This is a genomic window from Pseudomonas sp. P1.8 (assembly GCF_001269805.1).
GTDB lineage: Bacteria > Pseudomonadota > Gammaproteobacteria > Pseudomonadales > Pseudomonadaceae > Aquipseudomonas.
Genome location: NZ_LHVM01000016.1, coordinates 534,552 through 554,990, shown reverse-complemented (window position 1 = coordinate 554,990; position 20,439 = coordinate 534,552). Strand labels below are relative to the sequence as shown.

The 20,439-nt window shown below is 57.7% G+C and carries 17 protein-coding genes and 1 pseudogene; 4 read left to right on the top strand and 14 right to left on the bottom strand.

The annotated features are described in order from the left end of the window. Nucleotides 1-151 precede the first annotated feature (151 nt). Nucleotides 152-2,314 (top strand): ATP-binding protein, encoded by a 2,163-nt coding sequence (locus tag AD668_RS19075; protein ID WP_053161236.1) that lies wholly within the window; start codon nt 152-154, stop codon nt 2,312-2,314. Nucleotides 2,315-2,386: 72 nt separating this feature from the next. On the opposite strand, the gene cysC is transcribed toward AD668_RS19075, so the two are convergent. From cysC to AD668_RS19050, 6 genes and pseudogenes are all read right to left on the bottom strand, one after another. After that, nucleotides 2,387-3,019 (bottom strand): adenylyl-sulfate kinase, encoded by a 633-nt coding sequence (cysC, locus tag AD668_RS19070; RefSeq protein WP_371259816.1) that lies wholly within the window; start codon nt 3,017-3,019, stop codon nt 2,387-2,389. Next, complete coding sequence (locus AD668_RS19065) at nt 3,003-3,824, bottom strand: S9 family peptidase (RefSeq protein WP_053161232.1); 822 nt, start codon at nt 3,822-3,824, stop codon at nt 3,003-3,005. Before AD668_RS19065 ends, cysC begins: the two co-directional genes overlap by 17 nt. A gap of 44 nt (nt 3,825-3,868) precedes the next feature. After that, the gene (locus AD668_RS19060; RefSeq protein ID WP_053161229.1) at nt 3,869-5,965 is read right to left on the bottom strand and encodes a sulfotransferase; all 2,097 of its coding nucleotides are present in this window, start codon (nt 5,963-5,965) and stop codon (nt 3,869-3,871) included. 128 nt (nt 5,966-6,093) lie between these two features. Next, entirely contained in the window at nt 6,094-9,735 is a 3,642-nt protein-coding gene (locus tag AD668_RS30200) for an autotransporter outer membrane beta-barrel domain-containing protein (RefSeq protein WP_305729000.1), read from the bottom strand. A 30-nt stretch (nt 9,736-9,765) separates the two neighbouring features. Next, a pseudogene (locus AD668_RS30390) lies at nt 9,766-9,888 on the bottom strand (ESPR-type extended signal peptide-containing protein); the annotation flags it as partial. A 43-nt stretch (nt 9,889-9,931) separates the two neighbouring features. Beyond that, on the bottom strand, nt 9,932-10,735 hold the full coding sequence (locus AD668_RS19050) for a sulfotransferase (protein ID WP_053161225.1): 804 nt from the start codon (nt 10,733-10,735) through the stop codon (nt 9,932-9,934). Nucleotides 10,736-11,125: 390 nt separating this feature from the next. On the opposite strand from AD668_RS19050, the gene AD668_RS29555 reads away from it, so the two are divergent. Continuing rightward, entirely contained in the window at nt 11,126-11,329 is a 204-nt protein-coding gene (locus AD668_RS29555) for a hypothetical protein (RefSeq protein WP_156322370.1), read from the top strand. 132 nt (nt 11,330-11,461) lie between these two features. On the opposite strand, the gene AD668_RS19045 is transcribed toward AD668_RS29555, so the two are convergent. The 8 genes from AD668_RS19045 to AD668_RS19015 form a co-directional block, all read right to left on the bottom strand. After that, a complete protein-coding gene (locus tag AD668_RS19045) occupies nt 11,462-11,962 on the bottom strand; it encodes a hypothetical protein (RefSeq protein WP_053161223.1) in 501 nt (166 codons plus the stop codon). Beyond that, on the bottom strand, nt 11,955-12,827 hold the full coding sequence (locus AD668_RS19040) for a transcriptional regulator (RefSeq protein ID WP_053161222.1): 873 nt from the start codon (nt 12,825-12,827) through the stop codon (nt 11,955-11,957). Before AD668_RS19040 ends, AD668_RS19045 begins: the two co-directional genes overlap by 8 nt. A gap of 68 nt (nt 12,828-12,895) precedes the next feature. After that, the gene (locus tag AD668_RS19035) at nt 12,896-13,198 is read right to left on the bottom strand and encodes a two-component system response regulator (protein WP_053161220.1); all 303 of its coding nucleotides are present in this window, start codon (nt 13,196-13,198) and stop codon (nt 12,896-12,898) included. Between the two features lie 193 nt (nt 13,199-13,391). Continuing rightward, nucleotides 13,392-13,559 (bottom strand): DUF2986 domain-containing protein, encoded by a 168-nt coding sequence (locus AD668_RS28915; protein WP_082344517.1) that lies wholly within the window; start codon nt 13,557-13,559, stop codon nt 13,392-13,394. A 69-nt stretch (nt 13,560-13,628) separates the two neighbouring features. Next, complete coding sequence (locus AD668_RS19030) at nt 13,629-14,525, bottom strand: serine hydrolase (protein ID WP_053161219.1); 897 nt, start codon at nt 14,523-14,525, stop codon at nt 13,629-13,631. Nucleotides 14,526-14,658: 133 nt separating this feature from the next. Next, entirely contained in the window at nt 14,659-15,954 is a 1,296-nt protein-coding gene (locus AD668_RS19025; RefSeq protein ID WP_082344516.1) for an OprD family porin, read from the bottom strand. Nucleotides 15,955-16,086: 132 nt separating this feature from the next. Next, nucleotides 16,087-16,542, bottom strand: coding sequence for a type II 3-dehydroquinate dehydratase (locus AD668_RS19020; protein WP_053161217.1), 456 nt, complete (start codon nt 16,540-16,542; stop codon nt 16,087-16,089). A gap of 15 nt (nt 16,543-16,557) precedes the next feature. Then, entirely contained in the window at nt 16,558-17,913 is a 1,356-nt protein-coding gene (locus tag AD668_RS19015) for an MFS transporter (protein WP_053161215.1), read from the bottom strand. Nucleotides 17,914-18,080: 167 nt separating this feature from the next. Here AD668_RS19015 and AD668_RS19010 point away from each other — a divergent pair, with 167 nt between their 5' ends. Then, on the top strand, nt 18,081-18,965 hold the full coding sequence (locus AD668_RS19010) for a LysR family transcriptional regulator (protein ID WP_053161213.1): 885 nt from the start codon (nt 18,081-18,083) through the stop codon (nt 18,963-18,965). Nucleotides 18,966-19,042: 77 nt separating this feature from the next. Further along, nucleotides 19,043-20,434, top strand: a complete 1,392-nt coding sequence (locus tag AD668_RS19005; RefSeq protein WP_053161211.1) for an MFS transporter — start codon at nt 19,043-19,045, stop codon at nt 20,432-20,434. The last annotated feature ends 5 nt before the right edge of the window (nt 20,435-20,439 follow it).

The window sequence follows — 20,439 nt, the reverse complement described above, 5'->3', positions numbered from 1 at the left end:
TGCTGATCGTAACGCACGGAAAACCATGACTCTTCAAACCTTCGACAATGAGAACTGCACAGTTGCCAGTGCACCGCGACCATGTTAAATGCTGCTCCACGTCGGCCAATCTCGCTCATAAGACAATGGCGATTTCAGGAACAGGACAAACATGAAAACAGTCAATAGTTCGAGATTCGTCCGGTACGTCCTGATTGCGATTGCTGCAACGTTCGCAAGTCTGCTCTATACCTTTTTGACCATCAAGCAAGCGGCATACGACGCACGTGAGGCCAGTGAGAAGCGCTACCGCTCGTTTTTACTTGCTGATGAATTACGTCGCAGTTCTGATGAACTGACGCGTCTGGCGCGTACTTATGTAGTGACCGCAAACCCGGAATTTGAACGCGAATACCTGAAGATCATCGAAATTCGCAACGGCAAGGCACCACGCCCGAAAGACTATCACCGCATTTACTGGGACTATGTTGCGGCGGGCCAAGCTCAGCCTCGACCCGACGGGGAAGCTGTGGCGCTGAAAGTATTGATGGAACAGGAAGGATTTACGGATGAAGAGTTCGCCAAACTCAATGAGGCCCAGGTCAGTTCCGACAACCTGGTCAAACTTGAAGTCAAAGCGATGAACGCGGTCAAGGGCAAATTTGAAGATGCCCAAGGTAACTACTCGGTAAATGCCGAGCCTGATCTCGCCTTGGCCCGAGCACTGCTGTATAGCCGGCAATACCATGCTCTCAAGGCACAGATCATGAAACCGCTGGACGAGTTTTATGGCGAGATGGAGATGCGCACTTCACAAGAAGTCGCCCTGGCGAACAACACGCTGGATTTTTCCCAGAACGTATTCGTGACTATTTTGCTGATGTTGATAGGCGAGATCAGCTTGTTGATTTACCTGGGTCGCAAGCAGACCCAGGAGATGCTGGGCGGGACTCCCGTCGAGCTTAAATGGGTGTTACATGAGCTGGCTAACGGCAATCTGGAGATATCAATTCCCGAAGCGTCTCAAAACAGCGCTCTCGATCGCGTGCGGATAATGGCCGAAAAACTGAGATCGTTGATGGAAGCGACAACCAAGAGCAATCAGCAATTGCATGCTGCCCTCGTCGCTATCGAGAAAAAAAATCATCAGCTTGAAATCGCCGATCAGCATAAAAGCGAATTCGTGGCCAATATGAGTCACGAAATTCGCACGCCGATGAACACCATCATCGGCATGAGTTACCTGGCGTTGAAAACCGAATTGAGTCCACGCCAAGCGGATTACATAGAGAAGATCCAGCAATCGGCAAAGCATTTGCTGGGCATCATCAACGACGTGCTTGATTTTTCAAAGATCGAGGCTGGCATGCTGAGCGTTGAGCGGCGCGCATTTACCCTTGAGGAAGTGCTCAACAACGTCGTGAATCTGGTCGGTACGGGAGCCGCGCAACGCAACCTGGAATTGACCCTTGATGTAGCCAGCGACGTCCCGGCCACGCTGGTTGGCGATGCGCTGCGCGTGGGGCAAGTGTTGGTCAACTTTGCCAGCAACGCAGTCAAGTTCACCGAACAGGGACAGATCACTATCGAGATTCGCTTGCGTGGACGCAGCGAGTCCGATGTGCTGCTGTATTTTGCAGTCAGGGACACAGGCATCGGTATTTGCGAAGAGCAAATGGGGCATCTGTTCCAAAGTTTCCACCAGGCAGATGCATCGACAACACGCCAATACGGTGGCACCGGTCTGGGCCTGGCGATTGCAAAGAACCTCGCGGAGTTGATGGGAGGTGCGGTCGGGGTCAACAGCGTCGTCGGCCAAGGCTCTACCTTCTGGTTCACCGTTCAACTTGGCACCGTGCAAGTCGAATGCAAAGAACCGCAAGGTGGTCGGGTGTTGGTGGCGAGTGGCCCAATTGCCAGGATCATGGCGACAATTTCCGGTGCGCGGGTACTTTTAGTGGAAGACAACGCACTGAACCAACTGTTGGCGAGCGAACTGCTGAGCGATGCCGGATTGCTTGTCGATTTCGCTGATAATGGCCAGATTGCCATCGACAAGGTACAAGCGGTTGCCTACGATCTGGTGCTGATGGACATGCAGATGCCAATACTCGATGGCCTGGGTGCGACGCGTGCCATTCGTGCCTTGCCGGGCAAAGCTAACCTGCCCATTGTCGCCATGACTGCCAACGCCATGCAGGCCGATCAAGAGCGCTGCATAGAGGCGGGCATGGTGGACTTCGTCGCCAAGCCGATCGACCCCGAAACGCTATTCCGTACCCTGCTGCGCTGGATCGAGCCTACCGGTTCGCGCCCTCCCTCTACAGGCGCATGAGACTGCCCCTGTCCCTACCGCCGATGCGTCGCTACCGGTTAACGATCTATTTCGCCGGTATGCCAGGCACGATCACTCACCCTCCGATGCCGTCAGTCGTTCCGGTCTAAGCGGAATATGTCGCACCACATAATCGAGCAGTATCTTCAAACTTTCCTCAACCGATATTGTTCCAGTATCGATCGCCAATTCAGGACACTGCGGCGCTTCGTACGGCGCACTTACCCCCGTGAACTCAAGCAGCTCACCGGCATGTGCCTTTTTGTATAGCCCTTTGGGGTCACGGGCTTCGCAGGTCGCCAGGTCTGCGGCGATATGTATTTCGTGAAACATCGGCCCGACCGCCTTACGTGCACGCTTACGGTCTTTGCAGTAGGGGGAAATGAGGGCGGTGATGCATATCAACCCGGCATGTGAAAACAAGGCGGCCACCTCCCCCACGCGGCGAATGTTCTCGGTCCGGTCTTCGGCACTGAAACCCAGATTCGCATTCAGGCCATTGCGCACGTTGTCGCCATCGAGCACATAGCAGCTGTAGCCCATTTTCGTCAGCGCCAGTTCCAATGCCATGGACAAGGACGACTTGCCCGAAGCGGACAGCCCGGTAAGCCACAGAACCGCGCCGCTGTGGCCATAATGCGCTTTTCGGTCCGACGCACTCAGGGCGTGCGGTACGCTTGTCAGGTTGTTATTCATGCTTTGCACTCGTCGAGCACGGTAAAAAGATAGCGAGAAGTTCAGGCCAGCGTCTAGCCCAATCGCTTTCATGGTTCATGCCCGCCACGATAAAGCTGCGCGCGCATCGATTGTCTGTCGCACTGACAAAATGCTGCGCTATCACGGGGGGCACGACGCTGTCATCCGCGCCACTGAAGTGGATCTGCGGTATGGCGGCGATCTGATCGGCAACGTCGATGGCATTGAGCGACTCCGGCATCGCCGGCACCTGATGCAGGCGATTGACTTCGGCATGATCAAGGTTACCGGCCACGGTGCGCAGCGAGGCTATGTCCTGGCGCCTGGCGGCAATCAAAACCGCCAGCGCGCCGCCACCCGAATAGCCGACCAAGTGGATGCGTTGCCCTGGCACCCGCGCGGCGTAATGGCTCACCGCCTGGTTCATGGCCACGACGACTTCCTCGGCAAAGCGCTTGTCGGTCCAATAGGCTTGGTCGCAACGCGGGCTTTGCACCAACGGCGTGAATTGGCAAGGGCGTGCCAGGTACACGACGTTGGCCGCGGGGTCCACCGCTGCCAGTGTCAAACCCAGGGCCTGATGCGGCGACGGATTGTCCGAGGGCAACGTGCGCGTACGCCAGGCTTTACCATCACCCTCGATATAGACGGTCAATGGCAGATCCGGGCGGCTGATCCGATGAAAACCGGTCAACACGAAACCGTCGGTGTCGACCCGGTCACGGTACAAGTGGCCGCTGAGCGCCAGGCTCTCGGCATGCCTGTTTGGATCGGCACAACCGGTCAATCCCCCTGACGCCAAACTCACGCACATGAGTGCCCCCCCTAGACAGCGCAACAACGACGCACTCGAGCTTTTCACGCTTCACCTGTATCCAGCGCCCGCAACAACGGCCCGAGCTGTGGGGCATGCGCTCGCCAGCGGTCTTTAGAGGTTTTGTAGATCGGCTGGCGCACCTGATTGACACTCGCGGTACGCACCACGCGCCGAGTCTTGTGGAACTCAAGGCAGGCGTCGTTCCACGGCAGGCCAATGAAGTCGATCAGACGCCGGGCTTGCCCTTCCAGGTCATCCACCACCGCTTCGTAGTCCACTTCAATAAACGACTCGACGGGCAATAACGCTCGCCAGTGAGCCATCAACGCCTGGTAGTTACGATGAAACTGGCCCAGTTCGGCCTGATCGTAGGTGAACAGTTGCTCGCCACCGAACAGCTTGCTGTAGCAGGAAAGGCAGGTGTCGACCGGGTTGCGACGACAGTGAAGGATGCGCGCCCCTGGCAGGATCAAGGGGATCAGGCCGGCATACATAAAGTTGGCCGGCATCTTGTCAACCAGACGATCACAACCGTCGAGCAGTGGCGTGATGCGCTGAAGATAGTCCTGACCGAGCCTGGCCAGATCCTCGACCGAACAATTGACCAGACTCTGCGGAAAAGCGCCCAGGCTTTCCACCGCGAGACGCAACGAATCCAGCTCACCGGCACCCTGCACCCGCGGATGGGAAGCGAGAATCTGCTCGACCAAGGTCGTGCCCGAGCGCGGCATGCCGACGATAAACACAGGCATCGACGACTGCGCGCCCATCCCCTGATGTGCGGCCATGAACTCTTCACTCAAGACCTCGGCAATGCCGTGCATCCATTGCTGCGTCGCTTGCGGGTCATAACTGAAGGTGGCGCGCTTGAGCCGATTGCCCGCATCCAGATGCTGGAACGCGCGCACCGAATCACCCGCGTCCAGGTAAGCCTTGCCCAAGGCAAAATGGGTCGACAGTTTGTCGACCAGCAGCAGGCCTTCTGAATGCAGCAAGCCAGCTTCCATGGCCGCGATGTCGGCATCATCGGCTGTGAAAGTTTTGCTGTCCGAGCGCCCTGCCAGCACACGAATCGAACCCGGGAACGCCGCCAATGCCTGTTCGAAGGCCTCGGCGGCGGCTTCCTTGCGTCCCATCTCCAGCAGCAATGATCCTTGCGCGATCATCGCCTCTTCGGTCACCGAGCCGGGCAATGTCGCCGCTTGAAGGAAATGCTCCAGCGCCTCTTCATGCATACCGATGGCCTGCAGCGTAATGCCCATGGCGTTGTGGGTATTGGCGTCGTGAGGGGCCAGGGCCAGCGCTTGCCGCGCGCAGTGCAGTGCCTCATCGAGCAGCCCGCCCTTTTTCAGGACCTGGGCTCGCGCCGTAAGGCCGCCGACATGCTTGGGGGCGAACGCGTACAAGGCATTCAGCCAGCGTAACGCCTCGCCATCTTGAAGGCGTTGCGTTTCGGCTTCAGCGATATTCAGGTAAGCATCGATCAGCCGCGGGTTGAGTTCGATGGCCCGTCGCCCGATAGCTACCGCCTCATCGAAATGGCCTTGTGAACTCAATAAAAAAGACAGGTTACTGTAGGCCTCGGCGTAATTCGGGTCGAGGGTCAGCGCCTGTTTGTAATGCCACTCGGCGCGCTCAGGGCGATCCAGCCGGCGGTAGGTGTTGCCCAGGTTGTTGTGTACTTGTGCCGTTTCAGGACGCAAGTTCACCACACGCAGCAGACACTCAAGGCTTTCCTCCAGCTTGCCCATTTCCTGCTGGATGATACCCAGATTGTTCCAGGCATCCACCAGCGTGGGGGCCAGGGCGACGGCCTGCTGCCCTGCCTGTTCGGCCTCCTCCAGCAAGCCTTGTTGCCGACACATCTCGGCCAGGTTGCTGAAGTAGATCGCCGGCGCGCTCGGCGTCTGGCACGCCTGGCGCACGAAAGAGATGGCCAGATCCATACGGCCATAGGCGTGGGCCATCAGCCCAAGCAAATGCGAAGCATCGGCCTGTCGTGGCCATTTTTCCAATATTCGTTGGCACAACTGCTCGGCCTGCTGGGCCTGGCCTGCGTTCCAGTGTGCGTGGGCCAGATTCAAGGCCTCGGCGAGTGTCAGTTGTGGAGGGTCGGTCGTTGTCGGTGTGCCGCTCATGGGGGAACCTTTGAGTCGGGAGTAAGGACAGTTGTGCAAAAGGCGTTGGTTCTCCGGCTTCGGCAGGCCTGAACGCCCATTGTCTATCACCAACAATGGGCGTTATCAGGTTAACCGTGGCTAGCCGATCAGAAGTTCCAACGCACCTGCACATCACCGGTATTGGCCGTGTAACCACTGGCCGCTTCCAGGGTGTACTTCGCCGACACACTCAGGGCACTGCTTTTGAGCAGAGTCACGCCCATCGTCAGTACGCCAGTGTCATCCACCGGCTTGGCGCCCAGGCTGCTGAAGCTGGTGGCCCCGGCCGTGTCAGCGGCAAAGTTGGCGACCGACTGCAGACGCGTGTCCTGGTACTCATGACGCCAGGTCAACTGCGCCGATGGCACGACATTGCCGTACTCAGTAGCGTAGGAACGTTCCAGCTTGGTGCCCAGGTCGCTTTTCAGCGAGTGGGTGCTGGTAGAGTTCACATGCAGTGCCGCACCATTGCCGCCTTTTTCGGTGTAGCTGTCTTCGTCAAGAGTACTGTAGGTCAAACCGCCAATCGGCGTCAGCACCGTATGGGAACCGAGGTCGATCGGGTAACCGACCTGGGCCGCGGCGATGTACTGCATGGCGTCATGGTCGCCCTTGGCTTCGCCGTTGAAGCCAGGGAAGTTAACGTCACGCCGGGTGTCGAATTGATGCTGGATCGCCCCCATCGACAGGTCCAGGTACCACGGGTTGGCCGTGTAGCTGGCATAGCCGAACAGACCATAGGACTTCACGTCGGCAGAACTGCCGGTGTTGTCGCCGTCGCTATTGACCGTGGTCTGGGTGTAGCTGAACAGACCACCGGCCTGCCAGCTGTCGTTGACCGCACCGTCGGCACCTATCAGCATTCCGCCGTAATGGCTGTGATAACCGGCGATATTATCGCTCTCGCTCAGACGCGAAGTACCGCCGAAAGCCTGGCCCCAAAGCCCGGAATTGCTGGTTCCCTCACCCGTGGCGATACCGCCGCGGGTCTTGTCGTTCTGCGCGATGCGCATCCCGTCCAGGTGCGCCGCCGTGACATTGAGCACTTGCACCGTGGACGCCATGGACGCCTGAGTCGCGGCAGACGCGGTCGCCGCCGGGCTCAACTGCGCACCGGCCTTGTTACCCGCGGCCGAAGAGCCAAGGGCCGCGGTGGCGTTGAACAGGTTCATCAACGGAGCATCGTAGGCGGTGTAGTTGAACAGCCCGGAGAGCGTTGCGATCCCGGTAGTGGTGGTCGCGCGGTTGATCGGACCGCTGGATGGCCCGTCATGCGGCGGCGTCACGGCAGGTGGCGGCGGTGTCACGTCAGGTGGCGGTAGCGTCACGTCAGGTGGCGGTAGCGTCACGTCAGGTGGCGGCGGCGTCACGGCAGGTGGCAGCGGTGTCACGTCAGGTGGCGGCGTCACGGCAGGTGGCAGCGGTGTCACGGCAGGTGGCAGCGGTGTCACGTCAGGTGGCGGCGTCACGGCAGGTGGCAGCGGTGTCACGTCAGGTGGCGTAGCGCTGCCCACTGTGACCAACAAACCGCTATTGCCGCCGTTGTCTACGCTGGTACCGGAAGCGTTGTACCCGGCGACATTATAGTGAAGGCTGCTGGCGTTATATTCGGTGCCAGGGGTGGCCGCCTGAACCACCAGGTAGCGTTGTCCTTGAGCAAAGCCGTAGCTGCCCAGCTGCTGCAACCCAATCGTGGAGCCCGAAGCGATGTTGGCAGTCCCGGATACTACCAGGCGACCATAGCCGCTGTCGGTGCTGACATCGCCAGTGGTCACGGCGTTGCTGGCCACACCGGAAATCAGACTGGCATCGGCACCCTGGTAGTAATTACCGGTGATATTGATCGTATTGTTGACCTGCAGGACGCCGGTCGCATCATTGGTGACGTTATGAGTGCCCACGTCGATGTGGTCATTGAGCAACTGGTTGCCAGGGCCGAACACCACGTTCGAGTAGGTGCTGGTGATCAGGCCGATGTTGTCTGCCCCGACGCCTGTGCCTGAGCTGCCTGTCAGTGTGCCAAACACCGAACCATTGCCGCCATTGATCATCAGGTCCTGCGAAGCAATATTGTAGATCGTACCGGCGATGGTACCGGTGTTGGCAATGGAGCCGAGCACGTTGATTGGGCCATTTAAAATGGCGTATTGAGCGCTGATGAGGCCACTGTTGTTCAGTGCACCGATACTGCCACCATTGATAATACCGAAGTAACCACCGGAGATAACGCCATCCGTTTCGTTGCTAAGTAAATCAATGCTCCCGGAACTAATCGCAATACCGGTCGTGCCGCTGATGGTGCCATGATTGCTTAGTGTTCCAATGCTGCCTCTACTCATATAAATGCCTGAGGAGCCGCTGCTGGAGATGCTGCCACTGTTGCTGAGCGTAGAGATGGTGCCATCGTTACGAATGCCTGATCCGGCGCCAAAGATAGTGCCATTGTTGCTCAGGGCGGTGATTGTGCCGTCGTTGGAAATACCAGTAAAACCCTCGATGATACCTTCGTTGCTCAGCGTACCGATGGTGTCATTGTTAGCAATCCCCGCGGCGGAACGTTCAAGCACGTTGCCCGCAATATGGCCATCCGCATCATTGTTCAGGCTGAGGATACCTAAGTTAAGAATGCCGTTAAAACCGCTGACAGTACCGCTGTTGGTGATGGTTGAATCACCCGCTGCAAAAATACCGGAGCCGTCAATGCCTTCTCTGCCATCTGCGCCTTGGCTGCCGTTTAGGCCGTTTTGGCCACTATTGCCGAAACCGCCTTGGTAGCCGCCTGCACCTGCTGCACCTCCTGTACCTCCTGCACCACCCAAGCCCCTGACCCCGCCCATACCGCCTCGAATAGTCCCGGTGTTGACCACCACCATGTTGGAACCCGAGACGCCAGCGCCGCCAGCGCCGCCAGTGCCACCGTCGCCACCATTGCCACCAGTGCCCCCGTTGCCACCGCGGCCAAAATATCCACCACCAGCTCCACCAGCACCGCCCTTACCGCCGGCACCACCGGTAACGCCCGTGGCACCATTGCCCCCAGTAATGCTGGCATTGTTGATCAGCGTAAAATTGTTGCCCTCGACGCCATCTCCACCGACGGAGCCCTCCCCTGCACTGGCACCGGCACCGCCGTTGCCACCAGCGCCACCAGCGGCACCAGCGGCAGGAAAGACAGCAGGATTATTACCCCCTTTACCGCCATTGCCCCCAGAGCCCGCTGATAGAGTGGAAACACCAGCGCCACCGGTTACGGTGGCCGTGTTCATGAGCGTGAAAGCACTGCCACTGATTGCCGCCGAACCATTGGTCGGGGAAGAGTATTGGCCATTCGAGCCCGAGGTACCGGCACCTCCAGCGACGTTACCACTAATGGAGTTCGCGCCATTCGCCCCTGTACTGCCATTCGTTGCAGACCCACCGCTACCCGCATCGCCGGAGAACTGGCCCGAAATCGCGGTGGTGATCGCTCCTGTACCTGGGCCGTTCAATCTCAACGAATTGCCGCTACCAATCAGGTTGCCACCATTAATGGTCAGGGGAGCATAAGCGTTCAGCGTCGTTGCGAGGTTACGTAGCAAGATGTCCGAGGTCAGGGTAATCGTGCTTATCCCCGGATCGATATTCACTGCCCCACTGGTGGACAATTGTTCGCGCAGGGACCCTGAACCGAAATTCACACCCGTATCGACATCATAGGACGTCGCCCACACTGAAGAGGCAACACCCAACGACAGCAAGGCCAGTGGCAAGACGGCTGTTTTAGCGCATCGTTTCGACGAGCGAGTGCCCGAACCGGTAACGGCTAAAGAGCTGCCACACGTTTTTGACTTGGCTACTTCAGAAACGACTTGCGGCGCCCCCAATGTGCTGTTCCATACCAACCGGTAAATCGCCTTGTTCATGCATGTAACCTATGCTTTGTTGATTTTTTTTGGCTAAGGGGATTCAAAGAATCTTGACCCCGTGCGGGTTGTGTTGCGGGTGTTGCCAGAAAGCGTCATTGCTAAAACGAGCAAATACATCGGGGGGCAGAATGGTCGGCCGGCTGAGGGCCCGTACGCTGGGCCTGACGTCGTGTAGCCCGGGTGTGCCCGCCCGTTGATCGAACTCGCTCGCGTCGAACTGAACGTTGTCCATGTCGTGCTTGAAGGCAGGCTCACCGATAAAGGCATAGATGCCGTCGAGGACCGCCTGCGGGTTGTCGACCAGACTCTCGTAGCGCACCAACAGCAAACGGCTGGCGTGTGCGCCGTAAAACGCCTCTTTGAGGGCGTTGTAGGGGTAACCGAGCATGCCGTCGGCGTTGGCCACGGCATCGGCGCGGCTATACACCGTGCCACCGGCCTGATAGTTGAAAATGGCTGAAGGCGAGAACGTATTGCGTTGAATCAAACGTTCGATGCTATCGACGATCCACGGCACCTCACGTACGCAGGCAATCACCTTGTTGTTTGGAAAAAGGCTGTGCAGCAAGGCCATGCGTGAGCACCAGGCGCGGTTACTGTCGAAGATCACCGAAGCCGAGTATTCCTTGCCATAGAACTGCTCAAACAAGCCGCGCAGAATGCGTTGGCGTTGCTGATCGGAAATAAACAGCGAAAACTCGTTTTGGCCACTCATACCATTGAGCAGCTCATTGACCAGGCCGGCCACAGGGCTGCTTATATGCGCGTGAAAACGCGGGTTCTGGCGTAGCAGGGCCGACAGCAAAGTCGAACCCGAACGGGGCAAGCCAGAAATGAAATGCATTGCGTGCTCGGGGCAGGTCATAACGCCTTGGTCCCTGACAGAAGTATCACTGAACATTTGAAAATCCTGTTGCGGCGTTTCTCAAGTTGACTGGCCTAGTGACCTGAGCAGGCAGTTCGTTAATCCCTACGAGCCAGAAACAGGTACTAAAAATTAAAATAGATAAACGCATTGACCCAGTTGGCCAACAAGATGACGTTCATCAAACGTAAGGCAGGCGATGCGGCAGGACACAACCTGCCAAGTAATATTCTCGTGCTCTTTTCACCGTTCTGCGTCGGCATTCCCAAGTCCTGCCGTAGTAATACATCCCCTCGACAAAACCGCTCTGAAATAGGTTGAACCGCCTGCCGCTGAACGATGAAAAACACTGAAAAACGCTGAAAACTTATGAAAGGCACCCTTCAAGTGCCACGCTCGGACAGGCCGGCGTCCGCTACGTTGCAAAGTATCCTCCAGCGGCTAGAGGCCAATCTGCGGGTCAACAACGCCGGAGTCGGTCGCACCTCCAAAGTCGTGCGGACTGGCGCGGGGGATATCGGCGTATTGCAGTGGCGCAGAGCCGCTCAGACCCCGCGTTTCATTATTGGTTGAAGCATGACGCCCGTTTACTAAACTTTAAGTAACGCTGAACGCGGGGCAGTTAACGCCGTGATACACGATCCATAGAAGTTATGAGCCGTGTCAAAGGTAACGGGGGAAGGCGCGAAGAAAGTTTAAACAGTGTTATCGCCGGCTGCACAAAATGAACATGTCATTACCATCATCAATGAGATAGCGAGTTTCAGTCAGTGGCCGTATCCAGTAACTCAAGTTACTGTTTGGCCGAAAAATAAACAGGCCCAATGTACTCGTCAACTCAGGATTCTTGCTGTCGGCTTCGCCTTGGGCATTACTCACAACATTGACTTGCAAACGATGTCCTTGTTGTTGCACCTCAAAGGCGCTATTGCGACGTGCGGTTCCCAGTTCTGTGCCGGTGTTGGCATCAATCAATTTGGCCACCATGCGCATATGGCTCAGGCCGGTGCGCTGCAAATCCAATCTGTAACGTATCGTCAACCAACCCGGCCGCGCTTCAGAATGCGTTTGATGCGCACTTTCCCCTTCGCACCAGAAATCCCGGCCGGTAGCGTGCTCTGCCGACAGGCGCCCAAGCCCCACGCCCAGCAGGCCGGCGAAAAGGAAGGCCAGGCACCAGACTGCGTTTGCGCCAGATCTAGTCATGTTGTTGTACACCTATGCAGCGACTACCTACTTTTTCAAGTTCACCCTCACAGAGAATCTGATCGGCGCCACGACGGGCGGGCAACAGATAAAGGTGCAGATTGTCCAGTGACAGTCCCTCAAGTTCCGCCAATTTACGACTGCGCAGCACCAGGGGTTGCAGGAAGGACGGCGCCATGGGTTGTATGTCTCGAGCGGACAGATGGACCTGTACCTCACTTATTGTTACCGGCGTAGCGAACGTTGGAGGTATGACCTCTGGCGAGGCGGGCAGCCCGATTCTTCCCAGCAAAAATGCAAGGGCACCCCACAGGAGTAATGCCACCCAAAGCCCCCAACGTACGGGCGAGGTTACCGGTGATACAGGCAGAGAATCGCAAGCACTTTCCATTGCTGCCGGCATTGCCATGATCGAAGGCGGTTCGGCATCCTGGCTCCCCGTATCAGGCATGGCTGGAGCAAGGATGGGGCGTTCGCGGTCAACGACGGCTTCACCCGCAACGGGCACGGCTTTCGATACGCTGGATACTTCCTCGACCCGTACACTGTCCGCGAGCTTGTAGCCTATGCGCGGCAACGTCTGAATGAACTCTCTATCGGGTTGCAGCTTTTCCAGCGCCAGGCGTAATTGTCGGACCACCTGAGCCAAACTGTTGTCGGTTACTTCCAGGCCGAACTGGCCCCACGCCCCCTCCATCAGTTCGCGCTTACGCACTACCGTGCCACCGGATCTCAAGAGCATGGCCAGGCATCGACTGGCGATTGCGCCCACGCGTAAAGGCTCCTCGTCTGCACAATCGGCTCGAAACAACAAGAAGTTGTCTTCGTCAAACACCAACTGTTCATCGATCAGTACTAGGCCCATGGCGACCTTCTATGCGTGGCAGGAAGGCGAGTCGAACGCCGGTGCTCAACAGTCGTGTGTAGTCTCATTCAGGCGATACCGTAAAACATACGCGTGTACCGATTGACGCTTCTTGACCGACGTTGTTCAGTCGGTTGTCGAGAGGCGAGAAGTTCAACTTGCTGCTCGATGTCCTCGCGCAAATCCGCCAGGTTCAACAGGTTATCGTAGTCGGTCTTTAGCTGTTTGCGCTGCTCGATCTGACGTAACTGGTTGCTGACCTTCAACTGTAGAAGTTCGGGGTTGATGGGTTTGGCAGTAATGAAAATCACCGGAATCCGCTTGGCTCGCGGATGGCTGCGCAGGTGCCTGAGCAACTCGAAGCCGTCCATGTCGGGAGAAGGGACTGTAAGGACTCTTCGGGGCTTTGCCAGGCGGTGACGTCGATGCTGCACGTGACGCCAAAAATATGCACAACGAGCCGGGGCTTAGCGCGGGTCAATTCCCCATTCACGCGTCGTGGCGTGAGGTATCCAGTCACTGAGCGATGCGCTTGCGCCATTGACCATACCGAGCGTGAACCCGTTATTCGGACTCGCAAGAAACGACCGGGTCGTGACTGGATTCAGCCGCCGCCAGCTTCAATCGGTCAGCTTTACTGATGTATTTGTTCTTGTTGACCGGTGCCAGTTTCGCACTCGCTTTTTTGGCTTTAGCCTTGAATAGCTGTTTTAATTTTTTTTGACGGTTCATGTTTTTTGGCTCGGCTGGTAAGGGCTCGCATGATATCAGCTTAACTATTTGACCGGCTCCTGATCGGCCTCATACGTTTTTATGCCCTGTACCCAAGACTTTTTTCAACTGATGAACCACGTGGGCTTCGACGGCACCTTCATTGGCGCTTGCGTCATACGCGGCACAACACGCGGATGCCTCTGCGTCGGAGCAGCGATACACCGCAATGACACTGCCAGGGCCACACCCGGTATGCCCGCACAGGGTCAGGCCACCTTCAATCGGACCCTGCATCACCCCAAGACCATATCCCGGTGCAATCCATGGTCGTCCGGGAATCGGACCGCCCAATGTTCGAGCGGTCTGCATTTGCTGGAGCAAATCCGTAGAGAGAAGGTCTGCGCCGAGCAGGCGGTCGAGCCATAGCGCTGCGTGCGAAAGGGGGCCGATCAGCAGGCCGTGATAAACCCAGGCAGGGTCATAGCGGGACGATTTACCCAGACAGGTTGCTTGTAAATCTGCTCGCGTTTTGGCGAAGTGAACGCCCGACAGACCCAAGGGCGTGAATGCACGACAACTCACGGCCTCTTCAAGCGCCAGATCAGTCACTCGTTCAATCAGCCTGCCGATGAGCCAGTAACCGACATTCGAGTAGCGCCACGCGGTTCCGGGGCTGTATCGCAGTCGAGTGCCCTCAAGACGTTGCATCATTTCACCTGCCGGCCAGGCGCTCTCATGGTTCGCAACCGCGCTGTGATACTCCGCCAGTTCGCCATAGTCGGCCAGACCCGCCTCATGCCGCAGTAGTTGGCGCAACGTGAACGGTTGATCAAGAACCGGGTCGTCCAATCCGACCCGGCCATCGCGAACCAGTGAAAGTGCCGTCACGGCCAGAACTGTCTTGGTAAAACTCCACCAGGGGACCAACGGTTCTGACCGGTCAGGTGCCAATGACTGACCTCTGGATACAAGTGAACTCAGCATTGGCTTCCCTGGAGTGTTGAACAGATCGACAGCTCGACAAGATATCTCATTCATCCTTGTTCATGAGACAGCAACGTCCCGTTGAGCTGACAAAGCGTTTCGCCTGTTCTCTACCGTGTTCAGGGCCGTCGCACTACAGCAACGAAATCGGGTAGCTGACAAAGAGCCGGTTTTCGTCGAATTCGTTGGTGCTGAAGTCTCTGCGAATACTGGAGTTGCGCCATTTGACGCTCAGGTTTTTCAGGGCGCCGGACTGGATCACATAAGCCAATTCAGATTCGCGGCCCCATTCCTTGCCATCCGTGATAGCGCCTGTGTGCACGTTGTCGCCACTCAAGTAACGGTTCATCAGCGTCAGTCCAGGGACACCGACGGTTGTGAAGTTGAAGTCGTGACGAACCTGCCAGGAGCGTTCCTGCGCGTTATCGAAACTGGAGTTGTAGCTGTCGTTCGCCAGTGTGCCGCCACTGGCGCCGTTGACCCGCATCCACGCTGTATCACCGGTGAGCTTTTGCAAGCCGACATAAAAGGTGTTGCCGCCCAGTTTGGCGGAGAACAGACCGAAAGCGGTCTTGTTGTCCATATCGCCGGCCAGGCTGGCACCGTCTTCCTTGCCAATGAAGTAGCCCATGTTGGCGCCCAGTGTCCAGTCACCTACCGGTTGGCTGTGGTTGAGGCTGATGTACTGTTGTTGGTAGATGTCTTGAAGTTCGTCGTACCAGAGTCCAACCGTCGTGCGTTTCTCGTTGAACGTGTATTCGCCGCCGCCGAAGTTGAACCGGTCGGACGTGAACGCCGCTTTGCCGTTCATGGACATATCTTCCATGCTGGCGTCGTTACGCGGGCTGTTCTGCCTGATCTGACCGCCGTACAACGTCAACCCGTTGATTTCCTGGGAGGTGATCTGGGCGCCTTGAAAGGTCTGCGGCAACGAACGGCCGTCATCTGAACGCAGAATCGGCAGCGAACTGACCCATTCGCCTACTTTCACCACCGTTTTGGAAACCTTGGCCTTGGCGGCAATGCCCAACCGTCCAAAGTTGTCCGCTGGACGCCCATCGTCATGGACAGGCAACAGTTGCGTGCCGGCCGTGCCTTTGCCCCCGTCGAGCTTCTGCGAATACAGTCCCAGAACATCCACGCCGAACCCTACCGGACCTTGGGTGTAGCCGGAGCGGGCGTCGAGTATAAAGTTTTGCGTCCACTCTTCAGCCTTGTTCTGTGGTGCGGCTGGACGCGGGTAGGCGGGGTTGACGAAGTTGCGATTGATGTAAGCGTTGCGCAGGTTGAGCGTGCTGGTAGCGCCCTCGATGAAACCGCTATTTTCATCGGCATGAGCAGCAGTCGCCACGCCCGCACCGAGTGCCAGGGTCAGGCCGATCAATGTGTAATGTGCAGGCACGTTACGGCGAAAAACAGAGTGATGCATGAGGGGTTCTCTCGCAGTGAATTATTATTTTTTTGGCAGTTTTTTGCAGTCGGCGACTGAATTTCAGGCGCAGGCGGCCCTGGCAACCATCTGCCGGGAGACCGCCGGGTAAGCGTTAAGCGAAGAGGGGTGTCAGCTGTTGGCCACCTGACGACGCAGCAGGTCGTCAATGGCCCGGATTGCCAGGGGGTAACCGTCGGCCCCCATGCCGCAGATCACCGCATTCACCGCGCCGGACATGATGGAGTGGCGATGCAGTTCATCCCGTGCATGGATGTTCGACAGATGCAGTTCAATCAGCGGTGTGTTGAGCAGCTTCAGGGCATCGAGCACCGGAATCGAATGAAACGATAAGCCGGCCGGGTTGATGATCACCGCTGCGCCTTGCTCGAAGGCTTCTTGAATCCAGTCGACCATCACGCCTTCGTGGTTGGTCTGGCGAAAGTCGCAGACCAGGTCAAGTTCCTCGGCCAGCCGTTCACTGCGTTGGCGAATCTGATCGAGCGTGGTGTGGCCATAGATGTGCGGCTCACGACGACCCAGCAGGTTCAAGTTCGGGCCGTTAAGGATGAAGACGGTGCGGTTCATGGTCGTCCTGCTGCGTTATTTGGAAAGAAGGGCTGGAGCGGCAGTCGTGTCCGCGTCAGGTGCCGCGACGGCGTTCAGGTCGATGCCGCGGGTTTCAGGGCCGATGAGGATCATGGCCAGCGAGATCAGGTTGATCACGGCGCACAGCGTCACCAGCGGCCAGGGCGAGTTGTTCGACTGGCTCATCAGATAGACCGCGATCATTGGCATCGGGCCACCGATGACCAGGTTGGCGCCGGTGTAGGCCAGTGCCGAGCCCGAGTAACGAACCTGGGTCGGGAATGCTTCGGCGAATGCCACCGGCTGGATGCCGCTTTGAAACTGGGTGAAGCCCAAAAACAGCCCCATGATTGCCATGATGGCGGCAACGTTCAGCGTGTTGAGGATCGGGAAATAGACGAACAGGATCAGCAAGGTCATGCACGAACCGAATGCCAGCGCCTTTTTACGGCCCCAACGATCGGACAGATAACCACCGGCCAGCGCACCGAAGATCGCACACATGTTTGCCACCATCAGCGACATGAAGCCTGTCGACTGGCTAAAGCCCAGGTGCTTGGTCAGGTAGCTGAGGGAGAAAATCACGATCAGATAGAACAGCGCAGCGGGCGAGCAAAAGAAAAACATCAAGCGCAGGATGGTTTTGTAGTGGCTACCAACAGCGGACTTGAGCGGGCTTTTTTCCTGCTTGATCGGGGTCTTTTTCAAGGCGACGAAGGCTGGGGTTTCATCGACTTTCAGGCGGATGAAGATCGCGACCACCACCAGTACGAAACTCAGGAGGAAGGGGATCCGCCAGCCAAAGCTTTCGAATTGTTCGCTGGAAAGTGTCGCAGCCAGGCCCATCAGTACGCCGTTGGCTAATATCTGACTGAGGGGCGAGCACAAGCCGAGCAAGCCGGAATAACGTCCGCGTCGGTCTGGGGAGGCGTGCTCCAGCGCCATCAGTTGTGCCCCGGTGGACTCACCGCCCAGCGCGAAGCCTTGAATGATTCGCAGCAGAACGAGAAGGATCGGTGCCCAAATGCCGATCTGAGCATAAGTAGGCAACAGGCCCATCAGCACAGAGGCCAGACCCATCAGGGTCACGGTGGCCAGCATCAGATTGCGGCGGCCCAGTTTGTCGCCGAGGTAGCCACAGGTAATCGCGCCCAATGGACGAGCGGCCAGGCCAACGCCAAACGTTGCCAGCGAGGCGAGCAGGCCGGCGGTCGGCTCCATGGCCGGGAAAAACAGCTTGGGCAGAATGGTCGCCGACACCGCGCCATACAGGGTGAAGTCAAACCACTCCAAAGCGGTACCAACGGTCGCGGCGGTCACCGCTTTGCGAGGCATGCGCGAATCATGAGTCTCGTGACTGGTTGTGCTCATTGAGGTGCTCGTCATTGTTTTTATGGTTACGGGATACCCATACGATTCCGTTCGGGCAGAGGCCTTTGCAGGAAGCGTTTGCAGTGGGTAGACATTAACGCATCGTCCCTACAGAATAATTATCAAAATCACGACAAATAGATAAGCTGGCCTTATGGGTGAGGATCATGGAACTGCGTCATCTGAAAGCCTTTGTGGTCGCCGCCGACTTGCAGCACTTCAGCCGGGCGGCAGAACAACTGGGTATTGCGCAACCGGCGCTGAGTCAATTGATGCGCACGCTTGAGTCCGAGCTGGGGCTGGCACTGTTCCGCCGGGAAAACCGGGGCGTCGCGTTGACCGCTGCCGGCGAGGCGTTTTTGCCCCATGCGCGGCAGTCCATCGAGTCCAGCGAACTGGCGACTGCCGCTGCACGGCGTGCCCGACGCGGTGAAGTGGGGGAGATCAACATCGGCTACCACTCGGCGTTGTTCGAGGCCAACCTTCCGCAATTGCTGCGGCATTACTTCAGCACGTTCCCCGAAGTCAAAGTGTCGCTGGTGGACGCGGGGATCCGCGCGCAGTTCGACAGTTTGCTGGACCACACACTCGACCTGGCCTTTGCCAGGGTGTTTAAGGATCACCTGCCTGATCGTCTGCGCACCCATCATTTCAGTCAATCCCGGCTGGTTTTGCTGATCCCGGACAACCATGAACTGGCGGACAGCTTTAGCGGAGAACTGGCGACGTTGCGGCACGAGAAATTTGTGTTTTTGCAGGACAGTGCCGGCATCGGCCTGACCTCGCACACCCTCCAGGCGTGCCGGCAAAACCAGCTGCACCCCGAGAACATCATGTCTGTGCCGTCACTGATGAGCATCCCCGGATTGGTGGCGGCGGGTATCGGCTTGAGCATCGTGCCTGAAACCATGACCCGGTTGACCATGCCAGGCATTCGGATCGTGCCGCTGGCGCAACCGGAAATGGTCAGCGAACTGTCGCTGATTTCCCGCATCGATGAGCGTTCCAGTGCGGTGCTGCACTTTATTGAGGAGGCTCAGGGATGGGGATGACCGCTATGCGTTTGGTGATATACCCCACTGTCGATAGTAAAGTGGCAACCAATGTCTTGATTCAACAGGGATGACCTATGTCTCAACGCCGTTCGATGTGGATTGCCCTGTTGGTCGCGGTCACCTTCTTCATGGAGAACCTCGACGCCACGGTGATCGCCACTGCGCTGCCGGACATGGCCAGGACGTTTGGTGTGCCGGTGGTGGATGTGAACATCGGGATGAGCGTCTACATGCTCGCGGTGGCGGTGTTCATCCCCATCAGCGGCTGGTTGGCCGATCGCTTTGGCTCAAGGCTGGTATTCAGTTCGGCAATCGTGCTGTTCAGCCTGTCTTCGCTGATGTGTGCATTGAGTGGCAGCCTGGAAACTTTTGTTGCCTCGCGCGTGCTGCAAGGCATCAGCGGCGCGATGATGGTCCCGGTCGGGCGCCTGGCGGTGCTGCGCACCACCGAAAAGAAAGACCTCGTGCGGGCGATATCCTTTATTACCTGGCCCGGTCTGGTTGCTCCGGTGCTTGGACCGCCCTTGGGCGGCTTGATCGTCACCCACGCCTCCTGGCCATGGATTTTCTACCTCAATCTTCCATTAGGCGTGTTGGCCTTGGTGGCCGCGCTCCTGCTGATTCCCAGGCAAGAACACGTCGTTAACCGAACCTTTGATTTCAGTGGTTTTCTGCTGGCGGGCACTGCCAGCGCTGCACTGCTGTTTGGCGTCGAGATGCTGGGGCAAGGCCAGGCCAATTTGCTTCACGCACTGTTGCTCAGTGGGGCAGGTGTGGTGCTCGCGATCCTGGCCTGGCGACATATGCGCCGGCATGCACAGCCATTGCTGGCACTGGGGGTTCTGGGCATCCGCACATTCAGCGTCTGCTTGTGTGGTGGATCGATTTTCCGGATCGCCATCAGCGCCTTGCCGTTTCTCCTGCCGCTGATGTTTCAACTGGCCTTCGGCCTTTCTGCGCTGGATGCGGGGCTGTTGGTGCTGGCCGTCTTTGCGGGCAATCTGGCCATGAAACCGTTCACCTCGGCGGTGATGCAACGCTGGGGCTTTCGCCCGGTGTTGATGGTCAATGGCGTGCTCGGCGTGCTGGCGATAGCGGCCTGTGCCTTGCTCGATGAACACATGAGCAGGGTGCTTGTCTTGTTGATTCTGTTCGTCGGGGGGTTGTCACGCTCCATGCAGTTCACCGCGTTCAACACGTTGGGGTTTGCAGACGTTCCCAAGGAGCAGATGAGCGATGCTTCAACCTTGTTCAGTATGTTCTTCCAGCTCAGCATGGCGATGGGTGTTGCCGCAGGCGCATTGCTGTTGCGTCTTGCCATGAGCATCCACGGCAATACCGGGCACGCAGAAACACTCGACTTTCAGCTGACGTTCCTTTGTGTTGCGGCGATTGGGGGGATTGCATTGCTGGACAACCTGCGCTTGCCACCCAAGGCAGGTGAGTCGGTCTTGCAGCGGGCATGAGAAAA